Source organism: Streptomyces sp. NPDC048197 (assembly GCF_043202395.1).
Lineage (GTDB): Bacteria > Actinomycetota > Actinomycetes > Streptomycetales > Streptomycetaceae > Streptomyces > Streptomyces siderophoricus.
Genome location: NZ_JBIDAJ010000016.1, coordinates 60,981 through 87,000, shown reverse-complemented (window position 1 = coordinate 87,000; position 26,020 = coordinate 60,981). Strand labels below are relative to the sequence as shown.

The window sequence follows — 26,020 nt, the reverse complement described above, 5'->3', positions numbered from 1 at the left end:
GGCAGGTTCGTCCTCCGGTGGGGATCACCGTCCGCTGATGGGGATCATCGTCCGCAGCTCCGCCGCCCTCCGCAGCGCGCTCGCCCCTTGGGCTGCCGCGGGCTGCCCGCGGCAGCCCGTTCGTCCGGTCCGTGAGACAGCTTCTGAGACAACCGGGTCCGCCGTCTACGCTGCCAGCCGCCCAGGTAGGGCGAAGTACGGACAAGCTCACCGTCGGCGACGACGCGGCTTCTCGGGGCGGGCCGACCAGGGCCTAGACTCCGGTTCGTACAGATCGCAGATCGTCGAAGTGGTTTCGTCGAAGTCGTTTCGGCGAAGTCGTTGAACAAACGCAGTCAGGGAGCGAGGGGCGGACGTGCCGGACGCGACCGTACGCACCACCGTCGCCGCGGACTACTTCCAGGGCTACTCGGTCGTCGGGCTCATCGCCGTAATCGGTGTGCTCTTCGTGGCCGTGGCCTTCGGGGCCGGGCGGCTGCTGCGGCCTGTCGTACCGACGCCCGAGAAGATGCTGACGTACGAGTGCGGCGTGGACCCGGTCGGCGAGGGCTGGGCGCACACCCAGGTCCGCTACTACGTGTACGCCTTCCTCTACGTCATCTTCGCCGTCGACTCGATCTTCCTGTTCCCCTGGGCGACGATCTTCGCCGCCCCCGGTTTCGGCGGCACGACGCTCGTGGAGATGTTCATCTTCCTCGGCTTCCTCACCGTCGGCCTGCTCTACGCATGGAAGAAGGGCGTCCTGGAATGGACGTGACCCCCGCCGCCAACGGCTCCGCGGCCGCGGCCGGGGGCGCCGCACCGGAATTCCTTCCGGAGCCGCGCCGCCTGGGCACCCTGGCCCGGCTCGCGCCCGAACCGATGAAGGTGGTCCTCAACTGGGGCCGCCGCTACAGCCTGTGGGTCTTCAACTTCGGGCTGGCCTGCTGCGCGATCGAGTTCATCGCCGCTTCCATGGCCCGCCACGACTTCATCCGGCTCGGGGTGATCCCGTTCGCGCCCGGCCCGCGCCAGGCCGACCTGATGGTCGTGTCCGGCACCGTGACGGACAAGATGGCCCCGGCCGTCAAGCGCCTCTACGAGCAGATGCCCGAGCCCAAGTACGTCATCTCCTTCGGCGCCTGCTCCAACTGCGGCGGCCCCTACTGGGACTCGTACTCGGTCACCAAGGGCGTCGACCAGATCATCCCGGTCGACGTGTACGTGCCGGGCTGCCCGCCGCGCCCGGAGGCGCTGCTCCAGGGCATCCTCAAGCTGCAGGAGAAGATCGCGCGCGAGTCCCTGGGCGAGCGGTACGCGAAGGGCGGCGCGGCCCGGCCTTCGGCTGCCGCCCTGCGCAGCGGCCTGGTGACGCCGCCCGCGCCGACGCCCGCGGGGGAGGAGCCCCGATGAGCGACCAGCCCCAGCAGCCGGATCAGTCCCAGCAGCCGGATCAGTCCCAGCAGCCCGATCAGTCCCAGCGGCCCGACCAGCCCCAGCCGGCTGACCGGCCCGAGCAGCAGCCTGAAGCCGTCGAGCCGGTCGAGCCGGTCGGGTCCGCCGAGCCCGCGGAGCCCGCCGAGCCGGTCGTCGGGTGGCTGCCGCGGCCCGCGAGCGAGATCTTCGGCGCCGGTGCCACCGCGGAGCTGGCCTACGACCTGCTGACCGTCGACGTCCCGGTGGACGGCTGGCTCACCGCGCTGACCGCCGCCCGGGACGACCTGGGCTGCCGCTACTTCGACTGGCTCAGCGCCGTGGACGAGCCCGGCACCGGCTTCCGTATCTGCGCCCACCTCGCGGACGTCGCCCGCCCGGGCACCGTCCACCGGCTGGTCGTCCGGACCACGGTGCCGCACGACGCGGCCGCGTTGCCCACCGCCGTCGGCGTGTACGCGGGCGCGGGCTGGCACGAGCGCGAGACGCACGAGATGTTCGGCGTCGACTTCACCGGCCATCCCCACCTCGTACCTCTGCTCCTCCCGGAGGGCTTCGAAGGGCACCCGCTGCGCAAGGACTTCGTGCTGGCGGCCCGGGTGGCCAAGGCGTGGCCGGGGGCCAAGGAGCCGGGGGAGTCCGAACACGGTGGGCCCAAGCGGCGTCAGATGCTGCCGCCGGGCGTCCCGGACCCGAACGAGTGGGGCCCGCTGAAGGGCCAGCTGCCGCCCGCGCCGGCACGTCCGGCGCGGGGTGCGCGGGCGGCCGGCGGCGCGGCGGGCGAGCGTCCGGTACGGCGTGCGCGGTCGGCGAGCGCGGGCTCGGCCAGCCAGCAGGCGGCGGAGACCACGTCGTCCGGAGCCACGGCGTCCGCGGCTCCGGCAACCCCGGAGGCCCCGGCGGCCCCGACGCGCGCCGAGCGGCCGGAGCGGCCGGCACGCCGTACCCGGTCCGCGAGCCAGGGTTCGGCCAGCCAGCAGCAGGCAGCGGAGAAGGCGGCGGAAAAGGCGGCACCCCCGGCGACCACCGAGCCTCCGGCGACCACCGAGCCTCCGGCGACCACCGAGCCTCCGGCCAAGGCCCAGCCCCGAGCGAACGCCGAGCCCCCCAAGGCTCCGGCGGCCGCCCCGCGTTCCTCCGACGCACCGTGGCACCACGCCCGCCCGGCCTTCGACGAGCCGCAGAAGCAGCCCGAGGCCGAGCCGAAGCCGAAGCCGGAGCCCGAGCCCGAGGCGAAGCCCGCCCCCGAGGCGAAGCCGCAGCCGGACGACCCCCAGACCCCGGACGACCCCCAGACCCCGGACGACCCCCAGGCCCCGCACGACCCCCAGGCCCCGCACGACCCCCAGACCCCGCACGACCCCCAGGCCCCACAGGAGCCCCACGACCCGGCAGGAGGCGACACCCCATGAGCGACGCGCTCGACATCGCGCTGCGCCTCATCGCCGTCTTCGTCGTGTTCCTGGTGTTCCCGCTGGTCATCGGGCAGACCGAGCACAAGGTCATGGCCCATATGCAGGGCCGGCTCGGGCCGATGTACGCGGGCGGGTTCCACGGCTGGGCGCAGCTGGTCGCCGACGGCGTGAAGTTCGCGCAGAAGGAAGACATCGTGCCGGCCGGCGCCGACCGGCGGATCTTCCAGCTCGCCCCGGCCGTCGCCCTGCTGCCGTACCTCCTGGTCCTGGTCGCCATCCCGATAGGGCCGCACAACGCCGTCGGGCAGGCCCTGGACGCGGGCATCTTCTTCGTGCTCGCCGTCATGGGCGTCGGCGTGCTCGGCTCGCTGATGGCCGGCTGGGCCTCCGCGAACAAGTTCTCGCTGCTCGGCGCCCTGCGGACGGCCGCGCAGCTGCTCGCGTACGAGCTGCCGATGCTGCTCGCCGCGGCCTCCGTCGCGATGGCGGCCGGCACGCTCTCGCTGCCCGGCATCGTCGAGGCGTTCCACTGGTGGTGGGTGCCGTGGCAGCTCGTCGGCGGCGTGGTGTTCTTCACCGCGGGCCTCGCCGAGCTGCAGCGGCCGCCGTTCGACATGCCGGTCGCCGACTCGGAGATCATCTTCGGTGCGTACACCGAGTACACCGGCCTGCGGTTCGCGCTCTTCCTGCTCGCCGAGTACGCGGGCATCGTCGTCCTCTGCGCGCTGACCTCGGTGCTCTTCCTGGGTGGCTGGCACGGCCCGTTCGGCGCCGACGGCCTGGGCTGGCTGTGGACGCTGCTGAAGACCGCGCTGCTCGCCTTCGGCGTCATCTGGCTGCGGGTCACCTACCCGCGGCTGCGCGAGGACCAGCTGCAGAAGCTCGCCTGGACGGGGCTCATCCCGCTCGCGCTGGCCCAGATCGCCCTCACCGGCGTCGTCAAGGTGGTGATCTCCTCATGAGCTTCCCCGGTTCCGGTCTCGCCAAGGGCCTGGCCGTCACCCTGCGGACGATGACGAAGCGTTCCGTCACCGCGCAGTACCCGGACGTCCAGCCCGATCTCGCGCCGCGCACCCGCGGCGTCATCGGGCTGTTCGAGGAGAACTGCACGGTCTGCATGCTGTGCGCCCGCGAGTGCCCGGACTGGTGCATCTACATCGACTCCCACAAGGAGACGGTGCCGCCGGCCGCGCCCGGAGGCCGTGAGCGCAGCCGGAACGTGCTCGACCGCTTCGCCATCGACTTCGCGCTGTGCATGTACTGCGGGATCTGCATCGAGGTCTGCCCCTTCGACGCGCTCTTCTGGTCACCGGAGTTCGAGTACGCCGAGACGGACATCCACGACCTCACCCACGAGCGCGACAAGCTCCGCGAGTGGATGTGGACGGTGCCCGAGCCGCCGGCGCTCGACCCGGCGGCCGAGGAGCCCAAGGAGATCGCCGCCGCCCGTAAGGCCGCGGACAAACTCGCCGCCCAGCAGGCGGCCGAGGCCGCGGCGCGGGACGAGAGCCAGAACCAGAACCCGGACACCGAGGAGGAGGGGACGTGACGCTCGCCGCCACGGCCGCCGGGCACGGCTTCCTGTCGCCCACCGGCGTCGAGATCGCGTTCCTGCTCGTCGGCATCGCCACCCTGGGCGCGGCCGTCATCACCGTCACCACCCGGCAGCTGGTGCACGCCGCCCTCTGGCTGGTCGTCGCGCTCGGCGGGGTCGCGGTCGAATACCTCCTGCTCACGGCCGAGTTCATCGCCTGGGTGCAGGTGCTCATCTACGTCGGGTCCGTGGTCGTCCTGCTGCTCTTCGGGCTGATGCTGACCAAGGCACCCATCGGACGTTCCCCGGATGCCGATTCCGGCAACCGCTGGGCGGCGCTCGTGGTCGCGCTCGCCGCGGCCGGCTCCCTGGTCTGGGTCGTCGTCGACGCCTTCCGTACCACCTGGATCAACTTCGAAGGGCCCGTCCAGGGCTCCACCGAGGCCTCCGGCCGCAGCCTCTTCCAGTACTGGGTGCTGCCCTTCGAGGCGCTGTCCGTGCTGCTGCTCGCCGCGCTCGTCGGGGCGATCGTGCTGTCCCGCCGGGGCGGTGAGGGCAGGGCACCGGCGGCCGCCCTGCCGGACGCCGCGGCCCGCGCCTCCGCGGCCCCCGCCACCGCCCCACGAGAGGAGCAGCGCTGATGCATCTCGCCTATCCGGCCGTCCTCGCCGTCCTCCTCTTCTGCACCGGCCTGTACGGCGTGCTCGCCCGCCGCAACGCGATCCTGGTGCTGATGTCCGTCGAGCTGATGCTCAACGCCGTCAACCTCAACCTCGTCGCCTTCGACGTCTGGCTGCGCGACACCCTGCACTCCGGCCAGGCGCTCACCCTCTTCACCATCGCCATCGCCGCCGCCGAGATCGGCATCGGCCTGGCGATCGTGCTGCTCGTCTACCGCAACCGCGGCAGCTCCGACATCGACCGGCTCCGTGACCTCGCCGAGCGGCCGGACGGCGCCGACGCCGACGGGACCCCGCAGCCGGACACCAAGGCGGAGGCCACCGCGTGACCCTCACGACCACCGCCGTTCTCGTTCCTCTCCTGCCCTTCCTCGGGGCCGTCGCCGGTCTCCTCCTGGGGCGGCGCACGCCCGGTTTCGTACGGCCGCTGGCCGTGCTGCCGACGCTCGCCGCGGCCGGGCTGACCGTCGCGGTCGCCGTCGGCCAGGGCGGCGGACCGGCCACCGACGTCGCCACCCGGCTCACCCCGACCGGATCGATCCCGATCGACCTGGCGCTGCACATCGACGGCTTCGCCGCGTTGATCGCCGTACTCGTCGGCGTCGTGGCGACCTGTGTGCAGATCTACTCCACCGGCTATCTGCGCGACGATCCGCGCTACCCGTCCTACGCGGCGCTGGTCTCGCTCTTCACCGCCGCGATGCTGCTGGTCGTCTACACCGGCGACCTGATGGTGCTGCTGGTCGGCTGGGAAGTCATGGGCATCTGCTCGTACTTCCTCGTCGGCCACTACTGGGAGACCGAGACCGCCCGGGCCGCCTCCCTCAAGGCCTTCCTGGTCACCAAGCTCGGCGACGTCCCCTTCCTCTTCGGCATCTTCGCGCTGGCCGCCGACACCGGCACCTTCCGGATCACCGGCATCCTCGGCTCGGTCGCCAACCGCGGCCTGGACCACCCGACGCTGATCGCGCTGCTGCTACTGGCCGGCGTCGCGGGCAAGTCCGCGCAGTTCCCGCTGCACACCTGGCTCCCGGACGCGATGGCCGGCCCGACGCCGGTCTCCGCGCTGATCCACGCCGCGACGATGGTGGCGGCCGGCATCTACGTCGTGGCCCGGCTCCTGCCGGTCTTCGCGGCCTCCGCGGCCGCCCTGGTCGTGATGGCCGTCATCGCCGCGATCACCATGGTCGGCTCCGGCCTCGCCGCGCTGGCCCAGGACGACATCAAGCGCGTACTGGCCTATTCGACGGTCGGCCAGCTCGGCTACATGCTGGGCGCACTCGCCGTCGGCGACCGCGGCGCCGCCTTCTTCCACCTCCTGGCGCACGGTGCGTTCAAGGCCCTCCTCTTCCTCGGCGCGGGCGTGATCATCCACGCCGCGGGCACCAACTCGCTCGCCGCCATGTCCCGGATGAGCGGCCTGTCCCGGCGCATCCCGGACGCCTACTGGACCGTGACCGTGGCGCTGCTCGCGCTCGCCGCGATCCCGCCGTTCGCCGGCTTCTTCTCCAAGGAAGCCGTCCTCGGCGCCGCCGAGCACGCCGCCACCGGCGCCGCCCACGGCATCCCCGGCGCGGCCGGCTGGACCGTCCTGGTCTCCGGCCTGCTCACCGCCCTCCTCACCGCGGCCTACGCCGCCCGCCTGTGGCTGCTCGCCTTCAAGGGCCGGGGCGTCGAGGCCCCCGACCACGGTCCCCAGCCGGTCGTCATGAACGCCGTCCTGTGGGTGCTCTTCGTCCCCACCGTCGCACTGGGCCTTTCCGCCCCCCTCCTGCCCGACTGGTTCGACGGGCGCTCGCTCGCTCCGACCCTGACCACCTCCGTCGTCGGCACCGGTATCGCGGTCGTCGGCGGCCTGGTCACCTACGCCGCCTGGCGCCACACCACCGCGCTCGCCGCCCGCACCCCCATCGGCGCGGTCGTCGTCGACCCGGACGCGGCCCCCGGGCTCGCCGAGGAGACGGCCCTCGCCACCCACGCCCCGGTCTACGGCGACGACGCGAGCGCCGCGGACCCGGCCGACCCGGGCCGCCTCCTCCTCGGCCCGCTGCACCGCCACGCGGCCGTCGGCTTCCACCTGGACGCCGTCTACTCCGCGCTGTTCGTACGGCCCGTACGCGCCGCCGCCACGCTCGTCCGCTTCCTGGACCGCGAGGTCGTCGACACCTACGTCCGCGGTGCGGGCACCGCCCCGCGCTGGCTGGGCGCCGCCGTCCGCCGCGCCCAGACCGGCAACGTGCAGACCTACCTCGGCGCGCTGCTGGCGGGCTCACTCGTCCTGGCGATCGCCGCCGTCCTCGTCGCCACGGGCACGGGAGCCTGACCGATGCACCTGACTCAGACCACCCTGCAGATCCTCCTCGTGGGCGTCGTCGCCCTGCCCCTCCTCGGCGCGCTCGCCGCGCTGCTGCCCGCACCGCCCGGACTGCAGGGCAAGAACCCCGACCAGGCCGTACTGCGCCACGGCGTGACCGTCACCGGTGTCGTGCTCGCCGCCAGCATCGCGCTGGCCGCCGGCTTCGACCACGCTCAGCCGGCGCGTATGCAGGCCACCACCGACATCAGCTGGATCCCGGCGCTCGGCATCCGCATCCACCTCGGCGTCGACGGCATCTCGCTCCCCCTCGTCGTCATGACCGCGCTGCTGACCTTCCTCTGCGCGCTCTACTCCTACTTCCACATGCCAACGGGCCCGTCTCCCAAGGCATTTGTGGCCCTGCTGCTCGTCCTGGAGGCCGGCACCCTCGCCACCTTCGCCGTCCTGGACCTGATGCTCTTCTTCCTCGCCTTCGAGATGGTCCTCATCCCGATGTACTTCCTCATCGCCCGCTGGGGCGGTGCGGGGAAGCAGGCGGCGGCGTGGAAGTTCATCCTCTACACGCTGCTCGGCTCCGTCGTGATGCTGCTCGGCCTCCTCCTCATCGGCGTGAAATCCGGCACGTTCGACATGGTCGCACTCGCCACTGACAACGGCCCGAAAGCCCAGCTCAGCCATACCGTCCAGCTCCTCGCGGTGCTCGCGATCGGGATCGGACTGGCCGTCAAGTCCCCGATGTGGCCGCTGCACAGCTGGCTGCCCGACGCGCACACCGCCGCCCCCACCGTCGGCTCGGTGCTGCTGGCCGGCGTCCTGCTGAAGATGGGCACCTACGGGTTCGTCCGGATCGCGCTGCCCATCACCCCGGAGGGCATGCACACCTACGCGCCCTACCTCGCCGCGTTTGCCGCCGTCGGCATCATCTACGGCTCGCTCGCCTGCCTCGCCCTCGTCCGCAAGGGCGCCAAGGGCGACCTCAAGCGCCTGATCGCCTACAGCTCGGTCGGCCACATGGGCTTCGTCCTGCTCGGCATCGCCAGCATGACCCCCACCGGCGTCAACGGCGCCCTGTTCGCCAACATCGCGCACGGCCTGATCACCGGCCTGCTGTTCTTCCTCGTCGGCGCCCTCAAGGACCGCACCGGCACCACCGACCTCGACGCCCTCGCCGGCACCACCGGCGCCGCCCTCTACGGCAAGGCCCCCCGCTTCGGCGGCCTGCTCGCCTTCGGGGCGGTCGCCTCGCTCGGCCTGCCCGGACTGGCCGGCTTCTGGGGCGAGATGCTCGCCATGTTCGGCGCCTTCCGGCCCGCCGCGGGACTGAGCCGCCCGGCCTTCCTGACGTTCATGGTGCTGGCCGGCCTCGGCACCCTGCTGACCGCCGCGTACCTCCTCCTCGTCGTCCGCCGGGTCTGCATGGGCGGCACCCCGCACCTCGCCCCCACCGCCCCGCTCGGCGGCGCCGACGGCGACCCGGAGCGGCCCGCGGCGGCCACCCCCGCCCCCGCCCCAGCCGTCCCCGACCTCGCGGGCTACGAGTACGCGTCCTGGTCGCCCCTGGCCGCCCTCACCGTCCTCGCCGGCCTGTGGCCCGCGGCCCTCCTCGGCCTCACCGACCCGGCCGTCCAGCAGCTCCTCGGAGGCGGTAAGTGATGAGCTCGATCACCTCTCTGGTCCAGTCCGTCGACTGGGTCGCCGTCGCCCCGCCCACGATCACCGCGGTCGTCGCCCTGGTGGTGCTGGTCGCCGACCTGTTCGTGCCCGCGGCCCGCAAGCCGCTCCTGGGCTGGGCCGCCACCGCCGGCCTCGTCCTCGCCGCGCTGTCCCTGCTGCCCCTCCTGGGCGGCGACCGCCGCACCTTCTGCCTCCCCGGGCACCCCGACGTGTGCAGCTACGTCGCCGACCCGTTCACCCTGGTCATCCAGTTCCTGGTGCTCGGCGGCGCGCTGCTGACCGCCCTGCTGTCCCTCGACACCATCAAGGACCACGACCTGCCCGCCGGCGAGTACTGGTTCCTGCTGCTGTCCTCGGCCGCCGGCGCCGCCCTGCTGCCCGCCTCCCGGGACCTGGCCACGCTCGTCATCGCCCTGGAGGTCGCCTCGCTGCCGGCCTTCGCCCTCGTGGGCCTGCGCCGCGGCGACCGGCTCTCCTCCGAGGCGGCGCTGAAGTTCTTCCTCTCCTCTGTGGCCGCCACCGCCGTGATGCTGCTCGGCGTCAGCTTCGTCTACGCGGCCACCCGCAGCCTCTACCTCTCCCGGGTGGCGCACGCCCTCACCGACCTCCCCGACGCCCGCCTCGCCACCCTGGCCAGCGCCGGCGTCGCGCTCACCCTGGTCGGCTTCGCCTTCAAGACGGCGGCCGCCCCGTTCCACTTCTGGGTGCCCGACACCTACGTCGGCGCGCCGCTGCCGATCGCCGGCTACCTCTCCGTGGTCGGCAAGGCCGTCGGCTTCTCCGGCCTGATCCTGGTCACCGTCCAGGGCTTCCCGGCGTACGCCGACGTCTGGGGCCCGGCGCTGGCCGTCCTCGCCGCGCTGACCATGACCGTCGGCAACGTCGCCGCCCTCCGCCAGGACCCGCGCCGGGAGCACAGCGCGGTCCGCCTGCTCGCCTGGTCGTCGGTCGGCCAGGCCGGCTACCTCCTGGTGCCGCTGGCCGCCGCGGGCTACACCCACCGGCCGGCGCATGCCATCGGCGCCACCGTCGCCTACGCCCTGATGTACGCGGCCGTGAACCTCGGCGCGTTCGCCGTCGCCGCCCTGGTGGCCCGTACGCGCCCCGCCAACCGCATCACCGACTACCGCGGCCTGTACGCCCGCCGGCCGCTCGTCGCGCTCGCCATGGGCTTCTTCCTGCTCTGCCTGGCCGGTCTGCCGCCGGGCATCATCGGGCTGTTCGCCAAGGTCACGGTGTTCTCCGCGGCCGTCGACGCCGGGCTGGCCTGGCTCGCCGTGCTCATGGCCGTCAACGTCGTGATCGCGCTCTACTACTACCTGCAGTGGACGGCGGTGCTCTTCCGGGGCGCCGAGGAAACCGCACCCGCACCCGCCGGGCCGCGGCCGCCCGCCCCCCGGATCCCGGCCCCGCTGGCCACCGCCATCGCCCTGGCCACCGTCCTCGGCCTCGCCCTCTCCGGCGCGCCCCAGCTCGTCCTGCGCTTCGCCTCCGGCGCGCTGCTCTGACCGGCCGCGGCGGGCCTCGGCCGCCCGTACGGCGGCAGCGGCGCCCAAGGCCCACGGACGGGTCCCTGACGCCCGTCCCGGCCCGTCGCCCGGCCAGCGGGAACCCGGCCCGTTCATCTCGCGTTGACCAGTGAGTAAGGGTCCACTGGAGAGTGGAGCAACGCAGCACAGGGTTCCCCTGCCGCACCGCTTGGAGGGCGTACCGTGCACCGCCGGCACAACGGGCTCAAAACCGCCGTACTCCTCGGGGGACTGTCCGCACTCATCATCCTCATCGGCAGTTTCTTCGGGCGTACTGGCCTGATCGTCGCCGTTCTCGTCGCCCTGGCGACCAACGCCTACGCGTACTGGAACAGCGACAAGCTCGCCCTGCGCGCCATGCGGGCCCGCCCGGTGAGCGAGTTCGAGGCGCCGCAGCTCTACCGCATGGTCCGCGAGCTGTCGACGGCCGCCCGCCAGCCCATGCCGCGGCTGTACATCTCCCCGACCCAGGCACCGAACGCCTTCGCCACCGGCCGCAACCCCCGCAACGCCGCGGTCTGCTGCACCGACGGCATCCTCCGCCTCCTCGACGAGCGCGAGCTGCGCGGCGTCATCGGCCATGAGCTCAGCCACGTCTACAACCGCGACATCCTCATCTCGTCCGTCGCGGGCGCGCTGGCCTCCGTCGTGATGTTCCTGGTCAACTTCGCCTGGCTGATCCCCATAGGCCGCTCCGAGGACGACGAGGGCCCCGGCCTGCTGGGCATGCTGCTGATCGCCATCCTCGGCCCGATCGCGGCCTCGCTCATCCAGCTGGCGGTCAGCCGCTCCCGTGAGTACCAGGCCGACGCCTCCGGCGCCCAGCTCACCGGCGACCCGCTCGCCCTGGCCTCGGCCCTGCGCAAGCTGGAGATCGGCACCCAGCAGCTGCCGCTGCCGCCCGAGCCGCGGCTGGAGACCGCCGGCCACATGATGATCGCCAACCCGTTCCGGGCCGGCGAGGGCATGTCCAAGCTGTTCTCCACCCACCCCCCGATGCGCGAACGCATCGCCCGCCTGGAGCAGATGGCCGGCCACCACCGCCCCTGACCCCCGCGGACACCGCTGGCCGACCCCTGGTCACCGGCGCATCATGAACGCAACGCTCCACCGGCCCCGGTGCGTCTAGCACGGCAGTTACCCCGTTCGCCGTGCCCGTGGAAGGCTGCCGATCATGAAGCTCATCCTCAACGTCCTCTGGCTGATCCTAAGCGGGTTCTGGCTGGCCCTCGGCTACCTCCTCGCGGGCGTCATCTGCTGCATCCTGATCATCACGATCCCGTTCGGCATCGCGTCCTTCCGGATCGCCGGCTACGCCCTGTGGCCCTTCGGCCGTACGACCGTCGTCCGGCGGGACGCCGGTGCCGGCTCCGCCATCGGCAACGTCATCTGGATCATCTTCGCGGGCTGGTGGCTGGCGCTCGGTCACATCGTCACCGGCCTGGCCCTGTGCGTGACGATCATCGGCATCCCGTTCGGCATCGCCAATTTCAAGATGATCCCGATCTCCCTGCTGCCGCTCGGCCGCGAGATCGTGCCCACGGACCAGCCTTTCGCGACCCGCTGAGCACGCCGGGCGGGTGCTCCGGTCACCTGCCCTGACCTGCGGATACGCCAGTAGGAGGTCGTGTCCTGAGCCGGTTCTTCCCGGCCGGGGCACCGCCCGCCGGGACCAGCAGCCCGTTCCTGGGCGCATACTGGCGACAATGACAAAGCCAGCCGCAGCCCGGCGTCATCTGTCGTCCAGTCCCTTCAAGCCCCCGGTCGCGCCGCCACTCAAGCACTTCGCGAGCGGTGATCGGGTCACTCACGATGAGCACGGCCTCGGCCGCGTGATCGCTATCGAGGACGAGGTCGCGGTACTTGTCGACTTCGGTTCGCTCCAGGCACGGATCGTGAGTCCGTACGCCAAGTTGACCAAACTCTGAGCCCTGGCGGCCGTCGGGGCGCGGCGGATGTTCCGCCCCGTCCCGGCGCCGCCACCACCTCTCCGCACGTTGCTGCGGGGCCCCCACCGAAAGGGAGACGACCCATCGACACCACGTCGCTGTTCTCCGCACCCGAAACGGTGCTCCCGCGGGTCACGACGCCGCCGCCACCGCCGGCGACGGACCCGTTCCGGAGCCCGGTCGACGAGGCTCCGGGCGGACCTCCCGCCGCCGCGGCCGTGCCTCCCGGCACCGCCGAGTAACTACGCAGCCGGCGGTCACACCCGCACCAGCCCCCGCGGCCCCACGTACCGCCGGAAGCCGAGCGGTTCCACACCGGCCAGGCCCGCGATGAAGGACATCACCGGCCCGCCGCGCCGGAGGCTCCCGGCGATCTCCCGCTCGTGGGCCTCGGCGGTCGTCCACTCGCTGTAGTTGACGACCCGGGTGCCGTCCTCGCTGATGTGGAAATGCGAGGCGATCCCGCCCCGGCCCGGCTGGACGTCACCGATCAGGTCCAGCAGCCCGTCGACGAGCTCCCTGGCCGCGTCGTGCCCCGTCGTACGGAAGGCGACCCGCACGATGCAGCCCGGGGTTTCCGGCTCACCCTGGGGCAGCAGACTGCGGTGGAGCCGGTAACGGGTGGGACCGGTGCGGCCGCCGTCCTCCACGGCGGCCGGCGCGCCGCCCGCGATCCGTTCCCGCGGTCCGGTGTTCCCGCCGCGCACGAACTCCTCGTACGCCGCATCGCTCGTCCACTGCGCGTAGCCGAGCACGCTGCGCCCGTCCGTCCCGGCGAACAGCACCCGCGACACAAAGCCCGCCGGCAGCGGCGTCCCCTCCCACGCCCGGGCCGCGCCGTCCAGGACGGCCCGCTGCCCCTCCGGGCTCCCGGCATCCCACTCACTGATCAGTACGGTCCCCACACCCGCCCTCCTGACCTGCGGAAACACATCGGTGCGCAAGCCCGCGCGGGGACCGGTCACGAGGCTCTTGCCGCTCTGCACGTTCTCCTGAGAAGTCATGCCGGAAGCCTGCTATCTCAACCAAACTTGAGGTCAAGAGAGATCCCTGAAAGGGGGTCGGAGGCCGGGCAGCAGGTGCCCGGAACGCCGGTGGGGCGGCACGCCCGTGGCGCGCCGCCCCATCCCGAAGGCCGAAGCCCTGCCCTACCGGCTACCGGTAGTTCACGAACTGCAGGGCGAAGTCCAGGTCCTTGCCCTTCAGCAGCTGCTGCACCGCCTGCAGGTCGTCCCGGCTCTTGGAGCTGACCCGCAGCTCGTCGCCCTGCACCTGCGCCTTGACGCCCTTCGGGCCCTCGTCGCGGATGATCTTGGCGACCTTCTTCGCGTTGTCCTGCGAGATCCCCTCCTGGAGGGAGGCGGAGATCCGGTACTCCTTGCCCGAGGCCTGCGGCTCACCGGCGTCCAGGGCCTTCAGTGAGATCCCGCGCTTGACCAGCTTGGACTGGAAGATGTCGAGCACGGCCTTGACCCGCTCCTCGGCGTTGGCGCGCATCTCGATCTTCTCGCCCGACCATGCGATCGAGGCGTCGACGCCCTTGAAGTCGTAGCGCGTCGAGATCTCCTTGGCGGCCTGGTTGAGTGCGTTGTCGACCTCCTGCCGCTCTACCTTCGAGACGATGTCGAAACTGGAGTCGGCCATGTTGAGTTGGCTCCTCGTGCGTAGATCCGTCAGGGGTGCGGACCGTCCCCGGACCGCTTGCCAAGCCTAGCCACCCCACCAAGATCCAGCGCTCGCGAATCGAGTGGCGAACCACCCCCAGCCATCGGGTATGGTTTACGTCGTTGCCACCGAGCACCGCCGAAAAGCGGCTCTCCCGGCAGCAAACCCCGGCGGTGTGCCCGAGCGGCCAAAGGGAGCAGACTGTAAATCTGCCGGCTCAGCCTTCCCAGGTTCGAATCCTGGCGCCGCCACAGTGAGGAACCCCCTCCACTGCGAATCAGCAGTGGAGGGGGTTTTCTCGTGCGTGGGGAGCTTTCGCGGGGGCGCGCCCCCGCCGCCCCTCAGTGCGCCGCGACCGTCCGCACCGCGTCCACCACCGGTACGTCGCCGCCGATCAGCTCCAGCGTGCGGCCGGTGGTGCGGGGCTCGTCGAGGAGTTCCACCAGGGTGGCGGCCACGTCGTCGCGGGGGACGTCGCCGCGGCCGGTGGCGTCGGCCAGGGTGACCAGGCCGGTGCCGGGGTCGTCCGTCAGGCGGCCCGGCCGCAGGATCGTCCAGTCCAGACCGGCCCGGGACCGTACGTCGGCGTCCGCGGCGCCCTTGGCCCGCAGGTACGCGGCGAAGACCGGATCGGTGCCCTCCGGGGGCTCGCGGTCGGCGCCCATCGACGAGATGACCAGGAAGCGGCGCACACCCGCCGCCTCGGCCGCGTCCGCGAAGAGCGCCGCCGCACCGCGGTCCACGGTGTCCTTGCGTTCGGTGCCGCTGCCCGGGCCGGCACCGGCCGCGAAGACGGCCGCGTCGGCGCCCTCCAGGTGCCGGGCGACGTCCTCGACCGACGCCGACTCCAGGTCGCAGACCACCGGTTCGGCGCCCGCGGCCAGCAGATCGCCGGCCTGTTCCGGCCGGCGGATGATGCCCGCGACCTCGTCCCCGCGCTTGGCGAGCAGCCGCTCCAGCCGCAGCGCGATCTGACCATGTCCACCTGCGATGACAATGCGCATGGTGCCGACCGTACGCCGAAGGTCCGCCGCGGCGCGGGGGACCCGGCCGGGGGAGCGGCGCTTCTCACCGCGTTCTGCGTTCTGCCGTGGGGCGGGCCGGCCCCGCGGCGTCAGCGCTGCGACTGCCGGGGAAGCTCCAGCGCCACCTCGGCCGCCGAGTCGCAGTACTCGCGCACCGCGCTGGTCCGGGCCACCACCCGCCCCCGGTGGACCACGATCCGGCTGTACGCCAGCGAGAGCACCCCCGCGATCCGCTCGCCGCGCACCGCCAGCAGCTCCGCCGGGAAGCCCGCCTCGACCCGCACCTCGGGCAGCCCCAGCGTGGTCCGCGCCGCCGAACTCACCGTCTCGTACGCCGCCTCCGGCGTGGCCTCCCCGAGGGACGCCAGGAGATACGCGGCCTCCAACGGGTCGCCGCGCCCCACCGGATTCGCCACGTCCCGCAGCGCCCCGCTGCCGGCCGCCACCCGCACCCCGGCCGCCCGCAGCAGCCGCACCGGAGCCGGCCGCGACACCCGGGAGCCGTAGCGCTCCAGGCCGGTGCAGTCGCCCTGCGGCAGACACACCACGGTGACGTCGGCCGCGGCCAGTTGCTCGGCGACCCGCGAGGCCACACTGCGCGGCATCCGGGCCATCCCGGCGCACGGACCCAGCGCGACGCCGGACCGCAGCCCGCCGGACATCGCCGCGAACCGGGCCAGCCGGGCCGGGTCGTCACCGTCCGTGTGCAGGTCCACCGGGCAGCCGTGCTCCCCGGCCAGCTCCAGGACCGTCTCGACGTACCCCGCCGGATCGGGGTCCAGGTCCGGGCAGCCGCCGATGACCGAGGCGCCCATCTTGACGGCGTCCCGCAGCATCGCCAGCCCGTCGGCCCCGGCGAGCCCGGTCAGCACCCGCGGCACCGCCACCGCCGCCAGGTCCGCCAGTCCGCGCAGCGACCGGCGGGCCTGCAGCACCGCCTCCAGCGAGCGCAGGCCCTGTACGTCGCCGATCCTGACGTGGCTCCGGGACGCGGTGGCCCCGTGCCCCAGCTGGAGCAGCGCGGCCTCCGTGGTGCGCCGCTGGACGTCCTCCGGGGAGCCGGAGGCCGGGCCGTCGGAGTCCGCGGTCAGGGCGGTGTCGCAGTGCGCGTGCGGCTCGGCGGGGGCGGGCAGCAGCAGATAGCCGGCCAGGTCGACGCGGGCCCCCTGGGGGGCGAGGCTGCCGGCCGTGCCCACGGCCTCGATGCGTCCGCCGCCGAGCCGTACGTCCACGGTGCGGCCGTCGGCGAGCCGGGCGCCGCACAGGACCAGCGCGCCACCGTCCGACCTGATGTACCGGCCGGGTCCGCCGGGCTTTCCCGGCTGGGGGTGCGGCTGCGGCGAACTGCTCTCGGACATCGCGCTCCTCGAAGCCACGGGCGTGCAAGATCACGCAGCGTTGACCCGAGCGTAGGGCGCCGCCGGGGGAGCTTCGCGCAGGCGCGAAATAGTCGTACCGGTGTGGTGCGCGGGGCCGTTGGGGCGCGGAGCGGATACGGATTTCACGTTTGGCGGCGGGCCGTGTAATGTCTTCATCGCTCGCCCCAATAGCTCAGTCGGCAGAGCGTCTCCATGGTAAGGAGAAGGTCTACGGTTCGATTCCGTATTGGGGCTCTGATGTGTGAGGTACCCGCCTTCGGGCGGGGGCCACTCGCATCGCAGCGGTGTAGCTCAGTCGGTAGAGCAAGCGGCTCATAATCGCTGTGTCACCGGTTCAAGTCCGGTCACCGCTACTGACAGTAGCCGATTGTGGGGTCGGTCCTTCGATCGGCTACTCTTTTCTGCGTTCATCCGTCCATCCGTCCGTCAAGGAGCACTCACGTGGCTGCCACCGACGTCCGCCCGAAGATCACGCTGGCCTGCGTGGAGTGCAAGGAGCGGAACTACATCACCAAGAAGAACCGGCGCAACGACCCGGACCGTCTTGAGATGAAGAAGCACTGCCCGCGCTGCAACTCGCACACCGCGCACCGCGAGACGCGATAACACAGGCTCGTCCGTGAGGCCGTCCCCATTCCTGGGGGCGGCCTCACGGCGTTAGCACCATCAGTACACGGAGGTTGCGAGCCCATGGCGCTCGACCAGTCTTTTGTCGGACGCACGTACCCGCCCACCGACCCGTACGAGGTCGGCCGCGAAAAGATCCGGGAATTCGCCGAGGCGATCGGGGACCCCAACCCCGCCTACACCGACGCGGATGCCGCCAAGGCGCTCGGGTATCCCGATGTGATCGCACCGCCGACTTTTGTGTTCGCGATCACATTCAAGGCCGCGGGGCAGGTTATCGAGGACCCGCAACTGGGCCTGGATTACAGCCGGGTGGTGCACGGCGACCAGAAGTTCGCCTACACCCGGCCGGTGCGCAGCGGCGACCGACTGGCCGTCACCTCCACCATCGAGGCGATCAAGACCATGGCGGGCAACGACATCATCGACATCCGCGGCGAGGTGCACGACGAGGCGGGCGAACACGTCGTGACCGCCTTCACCAAGCTGGTGGCCCGGCGCGCCGAGGAGGCCTGAGATGACCGCGAAGATCTCTTACGACGACGTCGAGGTCGGCACCGAACTCCCGGCGCAGACCTTCCCCGTGAACCGCGCCACACTCGTCCGCTACGCGGGCGCCTCCGGCGACTTCAACCCGATCCACTGGAACGAGAAGTTCGCCAAGGAGGTCGGCCTGCCCGACGTCATCGCCCACGGCATGTTCACCATGGCCGAGGCGATCCGGGTGGTCACCGACTGGGCCGGCGACCCCGGCGCGGTCGCCGAATACGGCGTGCGCTTCACCAAGCCCGTGATCGTCCCCAACGACGACCAGGGCGCGCTGATCGAGGTCAGCGCCAAGGTCGCGGCCAAGCTCGACGACGACGCCCGCACGGTCCGGGTCGACCTCACCGCGATGAGCGCGGGCCAGAAGGTGCTGGGCATGTCCCGCGCGGTCGTCCGCCTGGCCTGAGCCCGCCGGAGTAGCGGAGCCGGAGGCGGCAGAAGCGGAGCCGGGGGCGGCCGGACGGGATTGTCCGACCGCCCCCGTACCCTTGTGCGCGTGCAGGAACGCCACGGAGAAGCAAACGCCCCGCTCGCCCCGCTGACCACCTTCCGGCTCGGCGGACCGGCGAACCGCCTCGTCACGGCCACCACCGACGACGAGGTGATCGCCGCCGTCCGCGCCGCCGACGACGCCGGCACGCCACTGCTGATCATCGGCGGCGGCAGCAACCTCGTCATCAGCGACAAGGGCTTCGACGGCACGGCCCTGCGCATCGCCACCACCGGCTTCGAGCTGGCCGGCACCGCCCTCACCCTCGCCGCGGGCGAGAACTGGTCCGACGCGGTCGCCCGCACCGTCGCGGCCGGACTGGCCGGCGTCGAGTGCCTGGCCGGCATCCCCGGCTCGGCCGGCGCCACCCCGGTGCAGAACGTCGGCGCGTACGGCCAGGAGGTCGCCACCACGATCACCGAGGTCGTCGCCTACGACCGCCGCGCCGGCGAGACCGTCACCCTCACCAACGAGGAGTGCGGCTTCGCCTACCGCGACAGCCGCTTCAAGCAGGACCCCGACCGCTTCGTGGTCCTGCGGGTCCGCTTCGCCCTGGAGGACGCCGGCGGCCTCTCCGCGCCCCTGAAGTACGCCGAGACCGCCCGTGCCCTCGGCGTCGAGGTCGGCGACCGGGTCCCGCTGGACATCGCCCGCAAGACCGTCCTGGCCCTGCGTGCCGGCAAGGGCATGGTGCTGGACCCCGACGACCACGACACCTGGTCGGCCGGGTCGTTCTTCACCAACCCGATCCTCACCGAGGCCCAGCACGCCGCCTTCCTGGAGCGCGTCCGGGACCGCCTCGGCCCCGACACCGCCCCGCCCGCCTTCCCGGCCGGCGACGGCCTGGTGAAGACCTCGGCGGCCTGGCTCATCGACCGCGCCGGCTTCACCAAGGGCTACGGCAGCGGCCCGGCCCGCATCTCGACCAAGCACACCCTCGCGCTCACCAACCGCGGCGAGGCCACCACCGAGGACCTGCTCGCCCTGGCCCGCGAGGTCCGGGACGGCGTCCACGCGGCCTTCGGCATCACCCTGGTCAACGAACCCGTGACGGTCGGGGTCAGCCTCTAGACGGGCTCCAGGGGGCCGCCACGGGCCGCTGAGGCAGTACGAGCCCGCTGGGGCTCCTGTGGCGTCCGCCGGCGCCCTACGCGGCCAGCCAGGCGTCGATCTCCGCCAGCAGCCGCCGCTGCTCGTCCTCGGGCGCGCGCGAGCCCCGGACCGACTGCCGGGCCAGCTCGGCCAGCTCCGCGTCGCTGAAGCCGTGCGTGGTACGGGCGAGCTCGTACTGCGCGGCCAGCCGCGAGCCGAACAGCAGCGGATCGTCCGCCCCCAGCGCCATCGGCACCCCGGCGTCGAAGAGCGTCCGCAGCGGTACGTCCTCGGGCTTCTCGTAGACGCCCAGCGCCACGTTGGAGGCCGGACACACCTCGCAGGTCACCTGGCGCTCGGCCAGCCGCCGCAGCAGCGCGGGATCCTCCGCGGCCCGTACGCCGTGCCCCACCCGGCCGGCGTGCAGATCGTCCAGGCAGTCCCGGACGCTGGCCGGCCCGGACAGCTCACCGCCGTGCGGCGCCGCCAGCAGACCGCCCTCCCGGGCGATCGCGAACGCCCGGTCGAAGTCCCGGGCGAAACCCCGGCGTTCGTCGTTGGAGAGCCCGAAACCGATCACCCCTTGGTCCGCGTAGCGCACCGCCAGCCGCGCCAGCGTCCGGGCGTCCAGCGGGTGCTTCATGCGGTTCGCCGCGATCACTACGCGGAGACCGAGGCCGGTGTCCCTGGAGGCGGTGTGCACCGCGTCCAGGATGATCTCCAGGGCCGGGATCAGCCCGCCCAGCCGGGGCGCGTACGAGGTCGGGTCGACCTGGATCTCCAGCCAGCGCGAGCCGTCCCGGACGTCCTCCTCGGCGGCCTCGCGCACCAGCCGCTGGATGTCCTCGGGCGCGCGCAGGCACGAGCGCGCGATGTCGTACAACCGCTGGAAGCGGAACCAGCCCCGCTCGTCCGTGGCCCGCAGCCGGGGCGGCTCACCGCTGCGCAGGGCCTCGGGCAGATGGACGCCGTACTTGTCGGCGAGGTCCAGCAGGGTCGCGGACCGCATCGAACCGGTGAAGTGCAGGTGCAGATGGGCCTTCGGCAGCCGGCGCAGGTCTCGGGCGGCGGCCCCGTCGCGGTCACGAGAGCTCTCCATTCCAGGATCTTGCCGTATCAGGGCGGCACGCCGGTAGGCCCTTTCCCGAAGGGGTGTCCGGAAGAACGCACGAGCGGGCGGCCGGAACGCGTCCGGCCGCCCGCTCAGCCACCAAAACCGGTGGTCCCTACTTGGCCTCCGCCAGCAGCTTCTGGATCCGGGACACGCCCTCGACCAGGTCCTCGTCGCCCAGCGCGTAGGAAAGCCTCAGGTAGCCGGGGGTGCCGAAGGCCTCACCCGGAACGACGGCGACCTCCGCCTCCTCCAGGATGAGCTCGGCCAGCTCCACGCTGCTCTGCGGGCGCTTGCCGCGGATCTCCTTGCCCAGCAGCTCCTTCACCGACGGGTACGCGTAGAACGCGCCCTCGGGCTCCGGGCAGAGCACCCCGTCGATCTCGTTGAGCATCCGCACGATCGTCCTGCGCCGCCGGTCGAAGGCGACCTTCATCTCCTCGACGGCCGTCAGATCGCCGGAGACGGCCGCGATGGCCGCCACCTGCGCGACGTTGGAGACGTTGGAGGTGGCGTGCGACTGGAGGTTCGTCGCGGCCTTGATGACGTCCTTGGGCCCGATCGCCCAGCCCACCCGCCAGCCGGTCATCGCGTACGTCTTGGCCACGCCGTTGACGATGATGCACTTGTCGCGCAGCTCGGGCACGACCACCGGCAGCGACGCGAACTGCGCGTCGCCGTAGACCAGGTGCTCGTAGATCTCGTCGGTGAGGACCCACAGCCCGTGCTCCGCGGCCCAGCGCCCGACCGCCTCGACCTGCTCGCGGGAGTAGACCGCACCGGTCGGGTTCGACGGCGAGACGAACAGCAGCACCTTCGTGCGCTCCGTGCGCGCCGCCTCCAGCTGCTCGACGGTCACGCGGTAGCCGGTGGTCTCGTCCGCGACCACGTCGACCGGCACACCGCCCGCCAGCCGGATCGACTCCGGGTAGGTGGTCCAGTACGGAGCGGGCACGATGACCTCGTCGCCCGGGTCGAGGATCGCCGCGAACGCCTCGTAGATCGCCTGCTTGCCGCCGTTCGTCACCAGGACGTTCGCGGCCTCGACCTCGTAGCCCGAGTCGCGCAGCGTCTTCGCGGCAATCGCGGACTTCAGCTCGGGGAGGCCGCCGGCCGGGGTGTAGCGGTGGAACTTCGGGTTGCGGCAGGCCTCCACGGCGGCCTCGACGATGTAGTCGGGCGTGGGGAAGTCGGGCTCACCGGCGCCGAAGCCGATCACCGGGCGTCCGGCGGCCTTGAGGGCCTTCGCCTTGGCGTCGACGGCGAGGGTCGCGGACTCGGAGATCGAACCGACGCGGGCCGAGACCCGGCGGTCGGCGGGGGACGAAACGGAAGGGTTCGCAGCGCTCATACATGCATCGTTGCAGACCTCCGCCGGGCCCGGTACGCGGGTTTGTGGCCACCACCCGGAGGGATCCTGTTCGACGCCCGGCCCGGAAACACGTACACTCGCTGACCGTTGGCCCTCAACAGGCAGCCGCGGCGAACGCACTTAGTGCAGTCGCCCGCATGCGGTAGGTTGGGGGAACCACAAAGGGTCGTAGCTCAATTGGTAGAGCACTGGTCTCCAAAACCAGCGGTTGGGGGTTCAAGTCCCTCCGGCCCTGCTACACGCACTCTCACCGCAGTGCGTGCACGTGTACGTATGAAATGCACCGCCGTGCGGCAGGGCAGGGCGCGGCACGGCCACGAACCGGATTCAGGTGAGGACGAGTGACGGACGCCCTGGGCTCCATCGACATGCCTGAGCGCGGTCGCTCCGAGGACGAGGCCGCCGAGTCCCAGAAGAAGCCCCGGCGCGGCGGCAAGCGCGGCAAGAAGGGTCCCTTCGCGCGTCTCGCGCTTTTCTACCGCCAGGTCATCGCGGAGCTCCGCAAGGTCGTCTGGCCCACGCGCAACCAGCTCTCGACGTACACCAGTGTGGTGATCGTCTTCGTTGTCATCATCATCGGTCTCGTAACCGTGATTGACTTGGGAATCAACCGAGTCGTCGGGTACGTCTTCGGCTGATCCCGCGGAGGGCGCCTGCGCGGGCGCCATTTCGCATGTTCAACCCCTTGAAGCCAGGAAGAAGCAGCCACCGTGTCTGACCCGAACCTGAACGACGCCGCCGAATCCGCCGAGACGGCAGCGGCCGACGTTGACGCGGCTGCCTCGGCCGAGGTCGAGGGCGAAGACACCGCGCAGGAGATCGTCGAGGGCGCCGACACCGTCGACGAGCTCGACGCCGAGGAAGCCGCCGCCGGCGAGCCCGCCGAAGAGGCCGCGGTGCACGTCGAGGAGGACGCCGAGGCCACCGCCGAGGTCGCCGAGGACGAGTCGGCCGAGGAGCAGGAGCCGGTCGACCCGGTGGCCGCCCTCCGCGACGAACTGCGCGGTCTGCCCGGTGAGTGGTACGTCATCCACACCTACGCGGGCTACGAGAACCGCGTGAAGACCAACCTCGAACAGCGCGCCGTCTCGCTGAACGTCGAGGACTACATCTTCCAGGCCGAGGTGCCGCAGGAAGAGGTCGTCCAGATCAAGAACGGCGACCGCCGCACCGTCCGCCAGAACAAGCTCCCGGGCTACGTGCTCGTGCGCATGGACCTGACGAACGAGTCCTGGGGCGTGGTCCGCAACACCCCGGGCGTCACCGGCTTCGTCGGCAACGCCTACGACCCCTACCCGCTGACGCTGGACGAGATCGTCAAGATGCTCGCCCCGGAGGCCGAGGAGAAGGCCGCCAAGGAGGCCGCTGCGGCCGAGGGCAAGCCGGCGCCGTCCCGCAAGGTCGAGGTCCAGGTCCTGGACTTCGAGGTGGGCGACTCCGTCACGGTCACCGACGGTCCGTTCGCGACGCTCCAGGCGACGATCAACGAGATCAACGCCGACTCGAAGAAGGTCAAGGGCCTGGTCGAGATCTTCGGCCGGGAGACCCCGGTCGAGCTGTCCTTCGACCAGATCCAGAAGAACTGATCGAGTTCCCCTGATCCGGGAGGGCCGCAGGGCCTTTCCGGACCACCAGCCACCGGCCAGGTCAGACGGGCGCCAGCCTGTCTGACCTGTCGGTTTTTGGCCGCGCGACCATACCCGTTATCGTTGTGCGGTATGCCTCCATCCGGATGACCGGATGGATCGGCGAAACACCTCTCACTAGGACCCGGAGAGAGCATGCCTCCCAAGAAGAAGAAGGTCACGGGGCTCATCAAGCTCCAGATCCAGGCCGGTGCGGCCAACCCGGCTCCGCCGGTCGGCCCCGCGCTGGGTCAGCACGGCGTCAACATCATGGAGTTCTGCAAGGCCTACAACGCCGCGACCGAGTCGCAGCGTGGCATGGTCGTGCCGGTGGAGATCACGGTCTACGAGGACCGTTCCTTCACCTTCGTCACCAAGACCCCCCCGGCCGCGAAGCTCATCCTGAAGGCCGCGGGCGTGGAGAAGGGCTCCGGCGAGCCGCACAAGACCAAGGTCGCCAAGATCACCCGCGACCAGGTCCGTGACATCGCCACCACCAAGATGCCCGACCTGAACGCCAACGACCTGGACGCCGCCGAGAAGATCATCGCCGGCACCGCCCGTTCCATGGGCATCACGGTCGAGGGCTGATCCCAGCCCCTTTGGCACCCCGTGGCAGGACCACGCGCTGGTCCGGACCACGACTCCATCCCACTGCATCAGGAGCAGAAGTGAAGCGCAGCAAGACTCTTCGCAACGCGGACGCGAAGATCGACCGGGAGCGTCTGTACGCCCCGCTCGAGGCCGTCCGTCTCGCCAAGGACACCGCGTCCGTCAAGTTCGACGCGACCGTCGAGGTCGCCATGCGTCTGGGTGTCGACCCGCGCAAGGCCGACCAGATGGTCCGTGGCACCGTGAACCTCCCGCACGGCACCGGTAAGACCGCCCGGGTCCTGGTCTTCGCGACCGGTGACCGTGCTGCGGCCGCGGAAGCCGCCGGCGCCGACATCGTCGGCTCGGACGAACTGATCGACGAGGTCTCCAAGGGCCGTCTGGACTTCGACGCCGTCGTCGCCACCCCGGACCTGATGGGCAAGGTCGGCCGCCTCGGCCGCGTGCTCGGTCCGCGTGGTCTGATGCCGAACCCGAAGACCGGCACGGTCACCCCGGACGTCGCCAAGGCTGTCACCGACATCAAGGGCGGCAAGATCGAGTTCCGCGTGGACAAGCACGCGAACCTCCACTTCATCATCGGCAAGGTCTCCTTCGACGAGACCAAGCTGGTGGAGAACTACGCCGCGGCCCTTGAGGAGATCACCCGCCTCAAGCCGTCCGCCGCCAAGGGCCGGTACATCAAGAAGGCCACCATCACCACCACGATGGGCCCCGGCATCCCGGTGGACAGCAACCGCACCCGCAACCTCCTCGTCGAGGACGAGGCCGTCTGATCTCCCTGATCGACGCCTCACAGCGCGCGTAACGCCTTCAGGCCCCGCTCTCCCGCACGGAGGGCGGGGCCTGACGCATGCGGTGTCACCCGTCTGGTCTAAAGTCCTCCCGACGCCCAGTACGGGATTTCTAAGGGGGAGCCCAGTGCGCAGCACGCGTATGACCGCCGTGGTGGCGGGAGTTGTCATGATGGCCGGCCTGACCGCCTGTAACGGCGGCAAGAGCGACAACGCCGGTGGCAGCGGCGGATCGGGCTCCGGCCAGTCCCCGCTCCAGGTCGCGCTGGCGTCGCTGAAGACGGCGGCACAGCAGACGGGTGGCAAGAAGTCCGCCCAGGTCGACGGCACGCTCAAGAACGCCACCTCCACCCAGTCGATGAAGGGTGCGATGGACTGGTCCCAGGGCATGCGGATGAACCTCGACATCACGCAGTCCGCGGGGATGCTGGCCGGCCGGCCCACGAAGGCGGTCTACACGTCCGACGCGATGTACATGAACATGGGCACGCCGGTGGGCGGCAAGTCCTGGGTCAAGTACGACTACGACGTCCTGGCCAAGAAGATGGGCCCGGCCGGCGCCCTGATCAAGGACCAGATGAACAACAACAACCCGACCCGGGCGATGGAGCTGCTGATCGCCTCCGGCAAGGTCAAGGAGACCGGCAAGGAGGACGTCCGCGGCGTCCAGGCCACCCACTACACCGGCACCCTCTCGATCTCCGAGCTGACCCGCATGCAGTCGAAGAACGTCAGCGAGTCGGACATGCAGGCGCTGCAGCAGCAGCTCAAGGCGTCCGGTGCGGGCCAGGAGGCCATCGACCTGTGGATCGGCTCGGACAACCTGCTGGTCAAGAAGCGTGAGCACTTGGTCGGCGGCAAGGTTCCGTACGACTCCACGGTCTTCTACTCGAACTACGGCACCAAGGTCCCCGACCAGGTGCCGGCGGCCGGTGACACGGTGGACTTCGACAAGGTCGGCAAGCCGTAAGTGAGCCGCTGAACGGCGGGCAGGGGGCGCGGCCGGCGCCCCCTGTCGGCCGATTTGCCTGACGCAGGTCGCTCCCGTACCGTATGCGGGAAGCCAAAGACCGCTGGTTGTCGTCGTGCGTCCGAACCTCGGGCGTGTTGCGGCCGAAGGATCCGCTAGCTGCGGACGACCTGCGCAGGTGACTGGAAGAAAGCTCCCGGG

At 71.5% G+C, this 26,020-nt stretch carries 28 protein-coding genes and 4 tRNA genes; 26 read left to right on the top strand and 6 right to left on the bottom strand.

Annotation, left to right across the window (positions count from 1 at the left end; translation table 11 throughout):
- The first annotated feature begins 355 nt into the window (after positions 1-355).
- The 13 genes from ACGF4C_RS21845 (at position 356) to ACGF4C_RS21785 (ending at position 12,490) form a co-directional block, all read left to right on the top strand.
- Positions 356-757 (top strand): NADH-quinone oxidoreductase subunit A, encoded by a 402-nt coding sequence (locus ACGF4C_RS21845; protein ID WP_030412975.1) that lies wholly within the window; start codon positions 356-358, stop codon positions 755-757.
- On the top strand, positions 748-1,392 hold the full coding sequence (locus tag ACGF4C_RS21840; RefSeq protein ID WP_393568398.1) for an NADH-quinone oxidoreductase subunit B: 645 nt from the start codon (positions 748-750) through the stop codon (positions 1,390-1,392). Before ACGF4C_RS21845 ends, ACGF4C_RS21840 begins: the two co-directional genes overlap by 10 nt.
- Entirely contained in the window at positions 1,389-2,825 is a 1,437-nt protein-coding gene (locus ACGF4C_RS21835; protein WP_393568396.1) for an NADH-quinone oxidoreductase subunit C, read from the top strand. Before ACGF4C_RS21840 ends, ACGF4C_RS21835 begins: the two co-directional genes overlap by 4 nt.
- On the top strand, positions 2,822-3,790 hold the full coding sequence (locus ACGF4C_RS21830) for an NADH-quinone oxidoreductase subunit H (protein ID WP_393568395.1): 969 nt from the start codon (positions 2,822-2,824) through the stop codon (positions 3,788-3,790). The genes ACGF4C_RS21835 and ACGF4C_RS21830 overlap by 4 nt, the downstream gene beginning before the upstream one ends.
- Positions 3,787-4,377: a NuoI/complex I 23 kDa subunit family protein gene (locus ACGF4C_RS21825; RefSeq protein WP_393568393.1), complete on the top strand. Its 591-nt coding sequence runs from the start codon at positions 3,787-3,789 to the stop codon at positions 4,375-4,377. Before ACGF4C_RS21830 ends, ACGF4C_RS21825 begins: the two co-directional genes overlap by 4 nt.
- Positions 4,374-5,003: an NADH-quinone oxidoreductase subunit J gene (locus ACGF4C_RS21820; RefSeq protein WP_393568391.1), complete on the top strand. Its 630-nt coding sequence runs from the start codon at positions 4,374-4,376 to the stop codon at positions 5,001-5,003. The genes ACGF4C_RS21825 and ACGF4C_RS21820 overlap by 4 nt, the downstream gene beginning before the upstream one ends.
- Entirely contained in the window at positions 5,003-5,371 is a 369-nt protein-coding gene (gene nuoK / locus ACGF4C_RS21815; RefSeq protein WP_201803164.1) for an NADH-quinone oxidoreductase subunit NuoK, read from the top strand. Before ACGF4C_RS21820 ends, nuoK begins: the two co-directional genes overlap by 1 nt.
- Entirely contained in the window at positions 5,368-7,365 is a 1,998-nt protein-coding gene (locus ACGF4C_RS21810) for an NADH-quinone oxidoreductase subunit L (RefSeq protein ID WP_393568389.1), read from the top strand. The genes nuoK and ACGF4C_RS21810 overlap by 4 nt, the downstream gene beginning before the upstream one ends.
- A 3-nt stretch (positions 7,366-7,368) precedes the next feature.
- Entirely contained in the window at positions 7,369-9,012 is a 1,644-nt protein-coding gene (locus tag ACGF4C_RS21805; RefSeq protein WP_393568387.1) for a NuoM family protein, read from the top strand.
- The gene (locus ACGF4C_RS21800) at positions 9,012-10,541 is read left to right on the top strand and encodes an NADH-quinone oxidoreductase subunit N (RefSeq protein WP_393568385.1); all 1,530 of its coding nucleotides are present in this window, start codon (positions 9,012-9,014) and stop codon (positions 10,539-10,541) included. The genes ACGF4C_RS21805 and ACGF4C_RS21800 overlap by 1 nt, the downstream gene beginning before the upstream one ends.
- 204 nt (positions 10,542-10,745) lie before the next feature.
- Positions 10,746-11,612: a zinc metalloprotease HtpX gene (gene htpX, locus ACGF4C_RS21795; protein WP_393568383.1), complete on the top strand. Its 867-nt coding sequence runs from the start codon at positions 10,746-10,748 to the stop codon at positions 11,610-11,612.
- A gap of 124 nt (positions 11,613-11,736) precedes the next feature.
- A complete protein-coding gene (locus ACGF4C_RS21790) occupies positions 11,737-12,129 on the top strand; it encodes a YccF domain-containing protein (RefSeq protein WP_030412986.1) in 393 nt (130 codons plus the stop codon).
- Positions 12,130-12,268: 139 nt separating this feature from the next.
- Entirely contained in the window at positions 12,269-12,490 is a 222-nt protein-coding gene (locus ACGF4C_RS21785; protein ID WP_393568381.1) for a hypothetical protein, read from the top strand.
- 278 nt (positions 12,491-12,768) lie between these two features.
- On the opposite strand, the gene ACGF4C_RS21780 is transcribed toward ACGF4C_RS21785, so the two are convergent.
- Together ACGF4C_RS21780 and ACGF4C_RS21775 are read right to left on the bottom strand one after the other, a co-directional pair.
- Positions 12,769-13,515 (bottom strand): antibiotic biosynthesis monooxygenase, encoded by a 747-nt coding sequence (locus tag ACGF4C_RS21780; protein ID WP_393568379.1) that lies wholly within the window; start codon positions 13,513-13,515, stop codon positions 12,769-12,771.
- Between the two features lie 151 nt (positions 13,516-13,666).
- On the bottom strand, positions 13,667-14,155 hold the full coding sequence (locus ACGF4C_RS21775) for a YajQ family cyclic di-GMP-binding protein (RefSeq protein WP_030412989.1): 489 nt from the start codon (positions 14,153-14,155) through the stop codon (positions 13,667-13,669).
- 190 nt (positions 14,156-14,345) lie between these two features.
- On the opposite strand from ACGF4C_RS21775, the gene ACGF4C_RS21770 reads away from it, so the two are divergent.
- Positions 14,346-14,427, top strand: a tRNA-Tyr gene (locus ACGF4C_RS21770).
- Between the two features lie 90 nt (positions 14,428-14,517).
- On the opposite strand, the gene ACGF4C_RS21765 is transcribed toward ACGF4C_RS21770, so the two are convergent.
- Together ACGF4C_RS21765 and ACGF4C_RS21760 are read right to left on the bottom strand one after the other, a co-directional pair.
- Positions 14,518-15,180, bottom strand: coding sequence for an NAD(P)H-binding protein (locus ACGF4C_RS21765; protein ID WP_393568377.1), 663 nt, complete (start codon positions 15,178-15,180; stop codon positions 14,518-14,520).
- A 110-nt stretch (positions 15,181-15,290) separates the two neighbouring features.
- On the bottom strand, positions 15,291-16,559 hold the full coding sequence (locus ACGF4C_RS21760) for an amidohydrolase family protein (protein WP_393568375.1): 1,269 nt from the start codon (positions 16,557-16,559) through the stop codon (positions 15,291-15,293).
- Positions 16,560-16,741: 182 nt separating this feature from the next.
- Between ACGF4C_RS21760 and ACGF4C_RS21755 the strand changes: the two genes are divergently transcribed.
- The 6 genes from ACGF4C_RS21755 to ACGF4C_RS21730 all read left to right on the top strand — a co-directional run bounded on the left by ACGF4C_RS21755 (position 16,742) and on the right by ACGF4C_RS21730 (position 19,314).
- Positions 16,742-16,814: transfer RNA gene (locus tag ACGF4C_RS21755), tRNA-Thr, on the top strand.
- 46 nt (positions 16,815-16,860) lie between these two features.
- Positions 16,861-16,933 (top strand) — tRNA-Met (locus ACGF4C_RS21750).
- 88 nt (positions 16,934-17,021) lie between these two features.
- Positions 17,022-17,186, top strand: coding sequence for a 50S ribosomal protein L33 (gene rpmG, locus ACGF4C_RS21745; RefSeq protein WP_006604855.1), 165 nt, complete (start codon positions 17,022-17,024; stop codon positions 17,184-17,186).
- Between the two features lie 84 nt (positions 17,187-17,270).
- Positions 17,271-17,723 (top strand): MaoC family dehydratase N-terminal domain-containing protein, encoded by a 453-nt coding sequence (locus ACGF4C_RS21740; RefSeq protein ID WP_030412992.1) that lies wholly within the window; start codon positions 17,271-17,273, stop codon positions 17,721-17,723.
- A gap of 1 nt (position 17,724) precedes the next feature.
- On the top strand, positions 17,725-18,159 hold the full coding sequence (locus ACGF4C_RS21735) for a MaoC family dehydratase (protein ID WP_030803088.1): 435 nt from the start codon (positions 17,725-17,727) through the stop codon (positions 18,157-18,159).
- Between the two features lie 90 nt (positions 18,160-18,249).
- The gene (locus ACGF4C_RS21730) at positions 18,250-19,314 is read left to right on the top strand and encodes a UDP-N-acetylmuramate dehydrogenase (protein WP_393568371.1); all 1,065 of its coding nucleotides are present in this window, start codon (positions 18,250-18,252) and stop codon (positions 19,312-19,314) included.
- A gap of 76 nt (positions 19,315-19,390) precedes the next feature.
- Here ACGF4C_RS21730 and ACGF4C_RS21725 read toward each other — a convergent pair whose 3' ends face one another.
- Both ACGF4C_RS21725 and ACGF4C_RS21720 read right to left on the bottom strand, forming a co-directional pair.
- A complete protein-coding gene (locus ACGF4C_RS21725) occupies positions 19,391-20,434 on the bottom strand; it encodes an adenosine deaminase (RefSeq protein WP_393568369.1) in 1,044 nt (347 codons plus the stop codon).
- A 127-nt stretch (positions 20,435-20,561) separates the two neighbouring features.
- Positions 20,562-21,797, bottom strand: coding sequence for a pyridoxal phosphate-dependent aminotransferase (locus tag ACGF4C_RS21720; RefSeq protein ID WP_201803180.1), 1,236 nt, complete (start codon positions 21,795-21,797; stop codon positions 20,562-20,564).
- A 183-nt stretch (positions 21,798-21,980) separates the two neighbouring features.
- Here ACGF4C_RS21720 and ACGF4C_RS21715 point away from each other — a divergent pair.
- The 6 genes from ACGF4C_RS21715 (at position 21,981) to ACGF4C_RS21690 (ending at position 25,819) form a co-directional block, all read left to right on the top strand.
- Positions 21,981-22,053, top strand: a tRNA-Trp gene (locus ACGF4C_RS21715).
- Positions 22,054-22,159: 106 nt separating this feature from the next.
- Positions 22,160-22,456 (top strand): preprotein translocase subunit SecE, encoded by a 297-nt coding sequence (gene secE, locus ACGF4C_RS21710; RefSeq protein WP_362142713.1) that lies wholly within the window; start codon positions 22,160-22,162, stop codon positions 22,454-22,456.
- 72 nt (positions 22,457-22,528) lie between these two features.
- Entirely contained in the window at positions 22,529-23,404 is an 876-nt protein-coding gene (nusG, locus tag ACGF4C_RS21705; RefSeq protein WP_030412998.1) for a transcription termination/antitermination protein NusG, read from the top strand.
- Between the two features lie 195 nt (positions 23,405-23,599).
- Positions 23,600-24,034, top strand: coding sequence for a 50S ribosomal protein L11 (gene rplK / locus ACGF4C_RS21700; protein ID WP_030412999.1), 435 nt, complete (start codon positions 23,600-23,602; stop codon positions 24,032-24,034).
- An 80-nt stretch (positions 24,035-24,114) separates the two neighbouring features.
- On the top strand, positions 24,115-24,831 hold the full coding sequence (gene rplA / locus ACGF4C_RS21695) for a 50S ribosomal protein L1 (RefSeq protein ID WP_393568365.1): 717 nt from the start codon (positions 24,115-24,117) through the stop codon (positions 24,829-24,831).
- A gap of 145 nt (positions 24,832-24,976) precedes the next feature.
- Positions 24,977-25,819 (top strand): hypothetical protein, encoded by an 843-nt coding sequence (locus ACGF4C_RS21690; protein ID WP_393568363.1) that lies wholly within the window; start codon positions 24,977-24,979, stop codon positions 25,817-25,819.
- The last annotated feature ends 201 nt before the right edge of the window (positions 25,820-26,020 follow it).